The sequence below is a fragment of the Rhodanobacteraceae bacterium genome (assembly GCA_024234055.1).
GTDB lineage: Bacteria > Pseudomonadota > Gammaproteobacteria > Xanthomonadales > SZUA-5 > JADKFD01.
On sequence record JACKOW010000001.1, the window covers coordinates 700,649 to 713,358 of the forward strand.

At 64.8% G+C, this 12,710-nt stretch carries 7 protein-coding genes and 1 tRNA gene; 2 read left to right on the forward strand and 6 right to left on the reverse strand.

Going from position 1 to position 12,710, the window contains the following annotated elements:
* Positions 1-19: 19 nt before the first annotated feature.
* From H7A19_02870 to H7A19_02890, 5 genes are all read right to left on the reverse strand, one after another.
* Positions 20-3,004, reverse strand: coding sequence for a diguanylate cyclase (locus H7A19_02870; GenBank protein ID MCP5473763.1), 2,985 nt, complete (start codon positions 3,002-3,004; stop codon positions 20-22).
* 45 nt (positions 3,005-3,049) lie between these two features.
* Positions 3,050-4,309, reverse strand: coding sequence for a DUF819 family protein (locus H7A19_02875; protein ID MCP5473764.1), 1,260 nt, complete (start codon positions 4,307-4,309; stop codon positions 3,050-3,052).
* A 258-nt stretch (positions 4,310-4,567) separates the two neighbouring features.
* Positions 4,568-4,768: a sulfur carrier protein ThiS gene (gene thiS, locus H7A19_02880; protein MCP5473765.1), complete on the reverse strand. Its 201-nt coding sequence runs from the start codon at positions 4,766-4,768 to the stop codon at positions 4,568-4,570.
* Between the two features lie 42 nt (positions 4,769-4,810).
* On the reverse strand, positions 4,811-5,746 hold the full coding sequence (locus H7A19_02885; GenBank protein MCP5473766.1) for a diguanylate cyclase: 936 nt from the start codon (positions 5,744-5,746) through the stop codon (positions 4,811-4,813).
* Positions 5,715-9,566, reverse strand: a complete 3,852-nt coding sequence (locus H7A19_02890) for a response regulator (GenBank protein MCP5473767.1) — start codon at positions 9,564-9,566, stop codon at positions 5,715-5,717. Before H7A19_02890 ends, H7A19_02885 begins: the two co-directional genes overlap by 32 nt.
* A 67-nt stretch (positions 9,567-9,633) precedes the next feature.
* On the opposite strand from H7A19_02890, the gene H7A19_02895 reads away from it, so the two are divergent.
* Positions 9,634-9,707: transfer RNA gene (locus tag H7A19_02895), tRNA-Gly, on the forward strand.
* A 41-nt stretch (positions 9,708-9,748) separates the two neighbouring features.
* On the opposite strand, the gene H7A19_02900 is transcribed toward H7A19_02895, so the two are convergent.
* Positions 9,749-11,173 carry a diguanylate cyclase gene (locus H7A19_02900; GenBank protein ID MCP5473768.1) on the reverse strand — a complete coding sequence of 475 codons (1,425 nt, stop codon included), beginning with the start codon at positions 11,171-11,173 and terminating at the stop codon, positions 9,749-9,751.
* Between the two features lie 214 nt (positions 11,174-11,387).
* Between H7A19_02900 and H7A19_02905 the strand changes: the two genes are divergently transcribed.
* Positions 11,388-12,677 carry a NupC/NupG family nucleoside CNT transporter gene (locus H7A19_02905; GenBank protein ID MCP5473769.1) on the forward strand — a complete coding sequence of 430 codons (1,290 nt, stop codon included), beginning with the start codon at positions 11,388-11,390 and terminating at the stop codon, positions 12,675-12,677.
* The last annotated feature ends 33 nt before the right edge of the window (positions 12,678-12,710 follow it).

The following is a 12,710-nucleotide window of genomic DNA, read 5'->3' on the forward strand; positions in this document are numbered from 1 at the left end:
TTTCTGCGAGTTGCAAGGTTCAGGGTTCCACACTCAGCCAGCGTGGCTCATCGCTTTCGCTCTCCTGCGCCTCCACGCCGCGATGGCGGCCAGCGTTCTTGGCGCGGTAAAGCGCCAGATCTGCACGGCCGATGACCAGGTCTATGTGCTGTTCTATGCCTTCGGCGGGCGGACGGCAGCGGGTAAAGCCGATAGAACAATGCACCACGATCCGAAGCTCGCCGACGGTTACGGCCTTCGTGCCCACGGCGTTCAGCACGGCGCGTACGCGGACCTCGGAAGCGCGATCGGGATCGTGCGACAGGATAAGCAGGAATTCCTCGCCACCCCAGCGAATCAACTGACCCGAGCCGGATTCAAGTCGCTGCAGACGTGCGGCAACCTCGACCAGTACCGCGTCGCCAACGGCATGGCCATATTGGTCGTTGATCTGCTTGAAATGGTCGATATCGATCAGCAACAGCAGCAAGCCACCCCTGGCTTCGCTGTCCCGCAGCCATTGGCCGATGAGGGCGTGGAAATAGCGTCGGTTCCAGGCGCCGGTCAGGGGATCGGTATTCGATGCCCGCTCCAGCGCTTCGGTGCGGATCGCGACCAGTTGCTCCAATTCCGTCGCACGAGCGGCCAGCGCTCGGGCACGCACCCGTCCGCCGGCGAGTCCGAGCAGAACCAGCCCCAGCGCCGCACCTGTCAGCGCCAGCGGGTGCTGCCACCAGGGCGCGTCCACCCTGAAATTGAAACTCAGCGGGCCATGGCTGGCACCGGCTGCGTCCAGGGCACTGACCTCGAAACGATAGTCGCCTGGCGGAATTCTCGGATAACGCCGATCGCCATCGGCCGACCAGTCGGCAGGCTGCGAATCCAGACCGAGCAGCTGGGTGCGGTAGCGGATGCGGTGCTCGTTGCGGAAGGACAGCAGGCGCGGGGCGAAGTCGATCTCACCATGTTGGGCCGGAATTCGCGCGCCGTTCGCAAGCCGCTGGCCGCCGGTTTCTACCCGTAGCTGCAATGGGGCAGGATCTGTAGTTCGCACACCGGAATCCGGGTCGAAGACCACCAGTCCGCCAGCATTGGCCGCCCACAGGCGCCCGGCATCGTCGACCACGGCATCGCGATTGAATTCCAGCGCCGGCAGCCCGTCATTGAGATCAAAGCGACGAAAGCCGGTTTCGTCACCGGCCAGGGTGGCATCGGGGGCTTCCAGTCGGCGCACGCCATCGTAGCCGAACAGATAGACGCGACCCTTGAGATCCTGCGCAATCTCGTACACCGAGCGCGGTGCGCCGCCGGGCTCCGGCACCGGCGAGCATTCCGGACCCTTGCTGCCCCAACGCAGGCGCACGGCACCGGCGCGCGTGCCCAGCCAGACTTCGCCATTGGCCAGGGGCTCGACATCGTAGACGGAGCCATAGGGTGAGCAGTCTGCCGGCATCGCGTCGATGTGCTCGCCGTCGGTAAGCAGCGCACCGCCGCCTGTCCCGATCATGACCAGCGACCCGCGCTCGGGCGTATCGACCAGTGCCATCGAGCGCACCGCCATCTCGGCGTATTCAGGCCGCTCCAAGAACATCCGGTGCACGCCTTCGGGGCTGATCTCGGCCAATCCATGGCCGGTGCCGGCCCAGATCCTGCCACGGAATTCGATCAGCGACTCACTGGCGGTCGCCGGCAGACGATCGTGGTCGGCATCAAATTCCCGCCAATGTCGACCGTCGTCCAGCAGCACACCGCGGCTGGTTGCGTACCAGTAGCGACCCTGGGCATCCACATGGGCGTCATAGACGACGCGGTCGCTGTAGGGTTCCGGCAGCAAGCGTTGCCAGCGGCCATCATGCTGGCGGACTGCACCGCCCAGCGTCCCGGCCCAGAGCCCACGCTGGCCATCCCGAAAGCGCATCTGGCCCACGCCGACAACTACTCTTTGCGGCAAACCCTGGCGCTCGTCAAAGCTGCGCCAACGACCTGGTTCCAGGCGCAGAACGCCACTGGAACCGCTGCCCAGCCAGATGATGGGATCCTCGGCGTTGCCGGTCAGCAACAGGGCTTGCAGATAACTGTCCGGCAAGCCGTCGCGCAGCCCGTACCAGCGAAAGCCATCATCCATCCGGAAGCGCGCCAGCCCGCCACCCCAGAGTGCCGCCAGCATGTCGCCATCGGGGAGCGGCGCGATCGCGAACACGCCACCCAGGGGTCGACCCTCCGAGGTACGCCAGCGCGTCAGCTGCTGGCCGTCCCACCTGGCCATGCCGCGACCAGTGCCTATCCACAGCCGTCCCAGCCGATCCAGCGCCAGCCCGCGAATGGCGCTGTTGGGCAGGCCTGAGGCCTGGGTCAACCGGAAGTCGCTGCGCTGCGGCTGCCCGGCGGCATCGAAGTCGAAGCGGAACAAGCCATCGACATTGGTGCCCACCCAGAGTGTGCTGCCATCCGGCGTCTGCAGCAGCTGCGCCACCTGCAGGTCGGCGCTGTCCGGCACCATCGAGCAGTGCTGGGACTGGCAGTGGAACAGACCCTTTGGTGTGCCTACCCAAACGCCATCGAGGGCGCCAGTGATGGCTTCGACGGACCCCAGCGATTGTCCGTCCGGACCCGTCACAGGCGTCAACACAAAGTCATTCAGCCAGTACAGCCCGGCACTGTCGGTACCCACCCACAACCCGTCGGCATCGGCCCAAAGTCGGTTGACCCAGGCGCGCACGCCGGACTGGATGGGCACCGGAGCAAAACGCACGCCATCCCACCGGGCCAGGCCATCCTGCGTGCCGGCGTAGACGTAGCCGGCAGTGGTCTGCGCCAAGGCCAGTACGGTCATCTGCGGCAGCCCCTCTGCCGACCCCAACTGGTGCACGCCCAGACTGTCGAGTTCGACGGTCGTGTCGGCGTCCGGACCTTCGCGCACGGTCAGGTCCGGTGCTGCAATGCCGCTGCCCGCGCAGGCGAGCAAACCCGCAAGGACCAGCACGGATGGTGTGATTGCCCGAAGCGTTGGCAATGGGGAGATCATGCCGTGGATGATATCGCCGCCTGCATCCGCGCCGGGCAGGTCGAACTATCCGGCCATGGCCTGCAGCACCAGGCCTGCCAGATAGGCGCAATAGGTGCCCAGCGCATAGCCGAGGACGGCCAGCAATACGCCGACCGGTGCCAGAGCCGGGTGGAAGGCGCTGGCAATGACCGGCGCCGAGGCTGCCCCACCGATGTTGGCTTGCGAGCCCACGGCCATGAAGAACAGCGGCGCGCGGATCAGCTTGGCCACAATCAGCATCAGGGCGGCGTGCACGCTGATCCAGATGCCGCCCAGAGCGAAAAGCCAGGGTCGGTCGAGCAGGGCCCCCAGATCCATGTGCATGCCGATGGTGGCCACCAGCACATAGAGCATCACCGAGCCCACCTTCGAAGCGCCAGCTCCTTCCAGACTGCGGGCCTTGGTGAAGCTCAGGCACAGGCCCACGGTGGTGGCGGTCACCGTGATCCAGAAGAAGCGCGAGGTCAGGCTGTAGTCCTGCAAGCGCCATTCCGGCGGCAATGAAGCAATCCAGGTGACCAATGGCTCAGCCACCGCGTGCGCCAGTCCGGTGGCACCCAGACCCAGTGCCATGATGACCATCAGGTCCGATAATGACGGGATGCGGTTGTGTTCTGCCTGATAGCTCTCGACGCGACGTTTCAGATCGTCGATGGCAGAGGTGTCGGCGCCGGTCCAGCGGTCGAAGGCCTCGCCGCGGGCAGCCAGGAACAGCAGCACCGCCATCCACACATTGGCGACCAGTACGTCGACGGCCACGAACTGGCCAAAGAGCGTGGCGTCGACGCCGAAGACTTCTTTCATCGCTGCCTGGTTGGCGCCGCCGCCGATCCAGGATCCGGCCACCGTGGTCATGCCGCGCCAAGTGTCGCCGGCGACAGTTTCGGGGTGGATGAATCCCATCAGCCCGAAGGCGATCACGGCACCCAGCATCACGCCGAAGGTTCCAACCAGAAACATGATGACCGCCTTGGGGCCGAGCCGCACGATCGCCTTGAAATCGATGGCGATGCACAGCAGGACCAAGGCGCTCGGCAGCAGGTAGTCGCGGGCCATCGGGTACAGGCCCGAGGCATGGCCATCGATGACGCCGGTCGAGTTCAGCAATGCCGGTATGAAGTAGCACAGCAAGATGGCAGGCACCACGCCGTAGAACTTCTTCCAGAATCCGTCGGGCCGGGCCGAGGTCCAGAACACCAGGCCCAGGATCACCGCCAGCATGCCGAGCACGACCGCATCGTTGCTGAACAGGGCGGTCGCTGCTTCAGGATTTTCGACAGACATCAGCCATTCTCGAGTGGACCAGCAATGGCCCCTAGCCTAGCGGGGTTTGGGCGGGTATGTGGCGAGAGCAGATGGCCGCGCCGGCCCGGCCATCCATGGCCGGTCGTTCGTCGCTGCCGACGCATGCGTCGGCTCGCTTCGCGACCGCTCTGGGGTCTTTCGCCTGAGCCTTCCCTGGCGCTTTGCGCCGGCCCGGCCATCCATGGCCGGTCGTTCGTCGCTGCCGACGCATGCGTCGGCTCGCTTCGCGACCGCTCCTCACCCTCCTCCTATGGCCTGGACGATTTCTATGCGGTCGTTGGCGGCGACTTCGGTAATGAGGTGCTGGCTGCGGGGGACGATCTCGCCGTTGCGTTCGATGGCCACCCGACGCTCGCCATAGCCGGCCAGTTGCAGCAGCCCGCTGATGCTGATGCCGGCCGGAACTTCCTTGATTTCGCCGTTCAAACGGATGGAAATGGGTGCCACGGACATGGGCGGGCGAGCTCCGGTTTGGTGGAATCAGCTTTCGGTGCGATTGCGACCAGATCGTTTGGCCACATACAGCTTCTCGTCGGCGCGTTGCAACAGTTCCGCCGGACTGCTTTCCACGGCGGGCATGGCCGACGCCACCCCGCGGCTGATAGTGACCACGCTGGCCGTGGGCGAATCGAGGTGCGGCAGGCCCAGCTCGAATACCGCTCGGCCCAGATCATCGGCCTTGGCGCGAGCCCCGTCCGTGGGTGTCTCGGGCAACAGGCACACAAACTCCTCGCCACCGTATCGGGCGAGCAGATCAGCTGGTCTGCCGAGGCGAGCCTTCATCGCTGCTGCCGCGGCGCGCAGACAATCGTCGCCTGCTTGATGGCCGTAGTGATCGTTGTAGGCCTTGAAGTGGTCCAGATCCAGCAGGATCAGCGACAGTGGCAGCTTGTTGCGGCGGCAGCGCAGCCATTCGACCTGCAGGCGCTCGTCAAACCAGCGTCGGTTGGCGACGCCGGTCAGACCGTCATTGAAAGCCAGTGAGCGCAGGATGTCGGTCTGCCGCTTGAGTTCGATCTGGGTACGGACACGTGCGCGCACCACGGGCGGATTGACCGGCTTGCCGATGAAGTCGACGGCGCCCACCTCCAGGCCCAGGGTTTCGTCCTCGGTGCTGTCGCGGGCAGTGACGAAGATCACCGGTACATCGCGGGTGGCAGGATCGGCCTTGAGTCGGCGGCAGACCTCGAAACCGTCGATGCCCGGCATCACCACGTCGAGCAATACCAGATCGGGCGGACGCCGCTGGCACAGGCTGATTGCCTGCGAGCCATCGGTGGCCATGGAGACGTCGTAGTCACCCTTCAGGATCTGATAGAGCGTCTGGATGTTGGTCGGTTGATCGTCAACCACCAGGATGCGCGGGCGCTCGGCCTGCGGCAGCTCACTCACGGCTTTCCCCTGTGTGGTTGTCAGTCATGGCGTCGAGTGCCGCTTCCACGCGGCGGCAGGCATCCAGTGCAGTGGAGAAGTCTAGCCGGCCCAGCGCATCTTCGACATTGCGCAGTGCTGGCAGGAGCTCTGCGGTGGCCAATTCGCGAAGGTCTGAAAAATGGTCCAGTGCCGCCATGTTGCTGTCGACCAGCGCCACGACCAGGCGATCCAGGCACTGCACAAAGGCACTGCTGTCGAAGTCTTCTTCGGCGATCGCATGTTCGGCGGCGGGAGCGAGTTCTTCGGCGGCCTGCTCCAGGGCGACGATGGCCTGCGCCAAAGCATCGGCCAGGCGATCGCTCAGCCGCTGCAGTTCTTCAGGATTGGCACCGCGCTTCAGTGCCCGCTCGAGCTGCGATGACAGCGCGGAGAGCGCTTCGGCGCCGAGCGTGGCAGCCACACCCTTGAGCGTATGCGCGGCGCGTGCCGCCTCGATCCTGTCTCCCTGGGACAAGGCTGCACGCAATCGACTCACGGATTCTCCCTGTTCCTGCGCAAACAAGCGGGCCATCTGCGCGTACAGCGTCCGGTGTCCGGCCAAGCGCGCGAGCGCCGGTTCCAGCGCCAGTACCGGCAGCTCCTCGACTTGCTGGGCGGGGCTGGGGCTGGCCGTGCCCGGCATCGGGCCATCGGCGGACCCGGGTCTGGCCAGTGCCAGCAGCGTCGCCACCAGCGACTGCACATCGATGGGTTTGGCCAGATGCGCGTTCATGCCGGCGGCACGACTCTGGGCGCGATCTTCAGCACTGGAGTTGGCAGTCACGGCGATGATCGGCAACTCGGTCAAGCCGAGGGTGCCGCGGATGATTGCGGTGGCTTCGAAACCATCCATCTGTGGCATCTGGATATCCATCAACACGGCGTTGAAGGCGCCGGGTCGCTCCCGCAACTGGTCGATTGCCTCCTGGCCGTCGCCGGCCACCGCAACCTCGGCGCCCTCCCCGATGAGAATCTCGCGCGCGACGTGTCGATTGATGGGATGGTCCTCGACCAGCAGCACGGACATGCCCTCCAGGGGACGCCGAACAGCCGCGGGTGCACTGGTCAGGGTGCGGTCGGCAGCCGCCGCAGGCAGTGCATCGTCGGAGCGACCGAAGGCCAGACGTACCCGGAATTCGCTGCCGGTGCCGGGGCGGCTGTCGACACTCAGACTGCCGCCCATCAAGGTGATCAGCCACTGGGTGATCGGCAGTCCAAGGCCGGTGCCGCCGAAGCGGCGCGTCGACGAGGTTTCGGCCTGATAGAAAGGTTCGAAGATCCTCTCTACCTGCGCATCCTCGATTCCGATGCCCGTGTCGCGTACACACAGTTCCAGCTCGATCCGATCCGCGTCGCTGTCGAGCAAGCTCATGCGCACCTCGATCTCGCCCTCCTCGGTGAACTTCAGGGCATTGCCGACCAGGTTCATCAGCACCTGGCGCAGGCGCAGTGGGTCGCCGATCAAGATGGCCGGAATCGCCGGATCGACAAAGGTCGTCAGCGCCAGTGACTTGCTGCGCGCGCCAGGCGCGAAAAGTGCGGTGATTTCCGCGGTCAGTTCGGTCAGTCGGAACGGCCGTTGCTCGATGGCGATTCGCCCGGTCTCCAGCTTCGAGTAGTCGAGCAGATCGTCGAGGATGGCCAGCAGCGCGCGCGCTGCAGCATCGATCTTCTGGGTCTGGTCGCGCTGGACGGCACTGATCTCGGACTTCTGCAGCAGATAGGTCAGACCCAGGATCGCCGTCATCGGCGTACGGATCTCGTGGCTCATGTTGGCCAGGAATTCGCTGCGCGCACGGTTCGCGCGTTCGGCCAGTTCGCGCGCTTCGCCCAGGCGCACTTCGGCCAGACGACGTTCGGTCAGATCCACCAGCAACAGCAGGCTGCGCGTGCCCACGCGCGCACCGTGCAGATCGAATACCCGGACCTGCTGGTTTGCCGCCAGCAGGCTGAGTTCCAGTTGCAGGGGTGCGCTGGCGTCGGTTTCCAGACGCTGCCAGAGGCTGCGGAAATCGTCACAGGCGGCGGCATCGGTGCAGTGACTGGCCAGCCAGTCTTCCAGCGAAATGCCTGACGCGGCGGGCGAGAAATCGCTGTCGTAGCGAGCGTTGGAGAAGCTCAGCACATCGTTTTCGAAAACCAGGAATGGCAGGGGCAGATGGTCTACGAGCGCGCGCATCAGGGCAGCGCTCTGCTGCAGTTCCAGGGCGATGCGCTTGGCCTCGTGGATGTCGCGCACGATCCAGTACAGCGCCGGGCGCCCGGCGAATTCGATGGTCTGGGCGCGCACCTGTACTTCCTTGATGCCGCCATCGCTGGTGCGGTAGCGGGTCTCGAATTCCACCCGACCCTCCGCCAGAACGCGGGCGATATGCCGGATCGAGTCGATCGGGGCGGCATGGGCTTCGTGGTCCCGCACCCTCAGCGCGCCGAATTGCTCCTGGCTGTATCCCAGCATCTGTGCTGCGGCTGGATTGAAGGCCAGCGGCTTCTCGCTGTCGAGATCGACGATCAGCACGGCGTCAGGGGACAGATCGAACAGGGTGCGATACAAACGATCTGCCGGACTGCGGGCACTGCTGGTGGCGTTGTGACTGATCGGGTCGGCAAAAGCCAGCAGGGCGCCGGAGACTGTGCCGTCTTCCCGGGTGGGGGTGATCGTGGCCCGCAGGCTGGCAGCGTTCGGCCCGAGCTGGCAGTTGCCCTCGTAGCGCGGCAGTTCTCCAGCAATGACAGCACTGACGGGGTCCATGCCCGGTTCAGGCCAGCGCAGCAGCGTGCGCAGATCGGCACCCAGCAAGGCGCCGGGACTTTGTTCCAGATGGCGTGCGAAGGCGCTGTTGGCAAAGCGGATTCGGGCTTGCACGTCGATTCCTGCCAGGCCCTCGTCTACACCCTGCAGCAGTCGGCGGTGCAATCCACGCAGGCGCTTCATTTCCCGGCGCCGCAGCGTGGCGATCACCCCGGCCAGACAGGCAACGACCGCCACCAGCAGCCACAGCAGCAAGCCGAAGCGCGCTTGCCGGCTCCAGTCGGCGAACACCGATTCCCGATCACGCAATACTTCCAGCGACCACGGTCGATCGAGCGTGATCAAGCCCGATTCGACGGTGACTCTGGCGCTGTAGGCATTGGCCTCCGTCATCTGGACACCATCTGCCGGATAGCTCGCCACTGACCGACCGTCAGCATCGCGCAGGATCACTGCAGTGCCAGGCTGGACCAGTGGCAGGAGCGCGTCGAAATAGGAAGGGGCGAGGATCAGGGCGATCACGCCGTTGAAACTGCCGTTCACCGAGCGCCGCGCGCGTGCCGCCAGTTCACCGCTGGAGGACAGCTCCTCGGGAGCCGTGGTGAGGTACAGGCGTGCATCGACATCGGCGTCGGCCCGCGCTGACCACAGAAAGGCCTGATTGCCTAGATCGATGCCCACGTGCTCCGGGCGACTGCTGGCGGCGACTCGCCCGTCAGCGTCAATCAGCAGGACTGCGATCAGGTCCGACTCCAGTCCGGAGATGACCGAAACGATGGCGGCGGCATCGAGAGGATTGGCGTTCAGCGAGGAATCCAGGCGGTTCAGCAACAGTGAAGCGGCCGCCAGACGTTGGCCGACGGTCTGTGCCGCCAGCGTGGCCGAGCTGCCGATGCGGTCGCGGGCCAGCGATTGTGCCTCTTGGTACTGGCGGCGCAGATCCAGACCGAGCCCGGTGCCGATGATGGCCAGGCCGATGGCTACCAGCGGCCAGGGTGACCATTGGGCCAGACCAATCCGCCGCAACCACTGGCTGAAGCGTGATTGCCCGGGCTGTAGGGCTTTATCCATGGCTGCATGCTACCTGTGTGCCAGCCACTGGCGATATGCGCGCCGATCCGTAGAATGAGGACCTGAAGCGGGTGTAGTTCAATGGTAGAACTGCAGCTTCCCAAGCTGCTAACGTGGGTTCGATTCCCATCACCCGCTCCAATCCGATCCTGCCGCCCGCGCCGACCCTTGCGTGGCCTGCCTCAGACGCCAACGGACACGCGGTTTCTGCCATCGATCTTGGCCCGATACAGCGCCCTGTCGGCCCGGCTGATGCAACGATCCAGAGTGTCGAGCCCGGTGAATTCGGCCACCCCGAAGCTCATCGTGATCGGCGGAGCCCCCGGATATACCGGCTTGTTGGCGATGCTCTCGCGCAGACTGTTGGCGCGGGCCTCGGCCTCGGTGATGCTCATGTCCGGCCACAGCATCAGGAATTCCTCGCCGCCCCAGCGACCGGCCGCGTCGTGCGACTGCAAACTGCTCTTCAGCCTGCGCCCCAGGCCCACCAGTACCTGATCGCCGACGGTATGTCCGTTCTGATCATTGATGCGCTTGAAGTGGTCGACGTCGCCGATGACCACGATGAAAGAGCTCTTCTGACGCCGGGCCTGCTCCGAGGCCTGTTCCAGCGCTTCCAGCATGCCGCGTCGATTCAGCAGTTGCGACATGGTGTCGGTGGCTGCTGCCTCGGCCAATGCCGCCTCGAGCTGACACCGGGCCTCGATCTCGGAGCGCAGCATGGTGTTCAGCTTCTCAAGCTCGGCGCTGCGTTCGCGCACCATCTCCTCAAGCCGGTCGCGCGCTGCCTTGAGTTCAGTCACTGCGCCCTCGCGCTGCGACTGCGACAGGTCCAGCCGCTCCGACATGTCGTTCAGTGCCGTGGCCAGATCGGCAAATTCGTCATCGCCGGTCCAGGCCAGCTTCTTGTCGAGCTTGCCCTCTGCGATTTCCTTGAAGCGTCCGGCGAAGCGCCGCAGTACCGCGCGTGCGGAACGCGCCAGCCACAGGCTCATCGCCAGCGCCAGGGCGACGGCGATGACGAAGGACACCGCCGCGTTGGTGCGCAAGGTGGCCAGCTTTTCGGCAATGTCCTCGGCAGCGATGTTGAGTGCGAGCAGATAGTTGCCGTCGCTGTTCTTCACCTCGGCGATCGCATTGAAGTCACTACCCTGAATGACTGGCGCTCCCCCTGTCGGCGACTCGGAACGCAGGCTTCCGGGCAGCGAATCCCCCGGCGAATAGCCCGATGCGGCGCCGAGTGAATCAGCCACGACCGTCAACCGCGGGCCGTCCCGCCGCAGCAGGGTCAGCCGGCTGATGACCCGGTTGCGCTCGGTGATGCTGGCAAAGCGCCGCATGAGGTCGGCGTATTCGGGGCGTGCGGTGTCCGCCGGGGATCGCAAGGCGCTCCAGTCGCTGAGCTGCATGGCCTCGGCCGCCAGCGTGGCATTCTCGCTCAGGCGCGTATTTAGCGCATTGCGCAGCTCCGATTCAGCCGCCCAATGCAGATACACACCCAAGCTCAAGGCCACCAGCAAGGCCACCAGCAGGTGCGTGTAGAACAGTCTGCGTCCGATGGTCAGGCGTCGGCGCGAAAGACTGACTGGCGGAGTGGCCCCTGACACGGCAGTAGGAACTCGACGTGAATTGCGCAATCTGCCGATGTTAGAGCCTAAGCACGGTCTGTGCACGGTCCGTAACCGGGTTCAGGTGATCTCTTGTGACGCCGGTAGGCGGTCACGAGCATTCAATATGTTTGCGCGCCGTCAACGCCTCGCCTAGTCTCGCCCGATTGGTCGCACCGGGGCGCGGCCGCGTACCGGAACTGGGGAGAGCAGCATGCTGGGTCAGATGGCATTCGGGGTGTTGGGGCTGGCGGTTCTGATAGGGATTGCCTGGGTGTTCTCCAACAACCGTGGCGCAGTGAACTGGAAACTGGTGCTCACCGGGATCGGCCTGCAGATCGGATTCGCGGTACTGGTGCTGCTGGTGCCCGGTGGCAAGGACGTGTTCGACAAGCTGGGTCAGGGCTTTGTCAAGATTCTGAGTTTCGTCAATGAAGGCTCGAATTTCATTTTCGGCAGCCTCATGGACACCTCGACCTACGGATTCATCTTTGCCTTCCAGGTATTGCCCACGATCATCTTCTTCGCATCCTTGATGGGCGTGCTCTATTACCTCGGCGTCATGCAGGCGGTGGTGCGCGTGATGGCCATGGCCATCACCAAGGTCATGAAGGTATCCGGCGCCGAGACCACCTCGGTGTGCGCCAGCGTCTTCATCGGTCAGACCGAGGCTCCGCTGACGGTACGACCCTACATCGCCAAGATGACCGAGTCGGAACTGCTGACGATGATGATCGGCGGCATGGCCCATATTGCCGGTGGCGTGCTGGCAGCCTATGTGGGCATGCTCGGCGGCGGCGACCCGGTGCAGAGTGCCTTCTACGCCAAGCACCTGCTGGCGGCCTCGATCATGGCGGCGCCAGCGACGCTGGTCATCGCCAAGATCCTGATACCCGAGACCGGCCAGCCGCTGACCGGAGGCACGGTCAAGATGGAAGTCGAGCAGACCGCCAGCAACATCATCGACGCCGCCGCCGGTGGCGCCGCCGACGGCCTGCGCCTGGCCCTCAACATCGGTGCCATGCTGCTGGCCTTCATTGCCTTGATTGCACTGCTGAACTGGCCGCTGACCTGGATCGGCGAAGTCACCGGCCTGCAGGCGGCGATCGGCAAACCCACCGACATGGCCCTGATCCTGGGCTATCTGCTGGCGCCGCTGGCCTGGATCATCGGCGTGCCCTGGCAGGATGCCACCGTGGTTGGCAGCCTGATCGGACAGAAGATCGTCATCAATGAATTCGTGGCCTATCTGCAATTGGCCGACATCATCAAGAACGGCGTCGATGGCGTCATGCTGACCGATCAGGGCAAGCTGATCGCCACCTACGCGCTCTGTGGATTCGCCAATTTCTCCTCGATCGCCATCCAGATCGGCGGCATCGGCGGCCTCGCCCCCGAACGCCGCAGCGATCTCGCCCGATTCGGCCTGCGCGCCGTGCTCGGCGGCTCCCTGGCGACCTTCATGACGGCGACCATTGCCGGGGTGTTGACGAGGTTTGGTTGAATTGGAAAGTGAAACGTAAAAAGTGAAACGTCA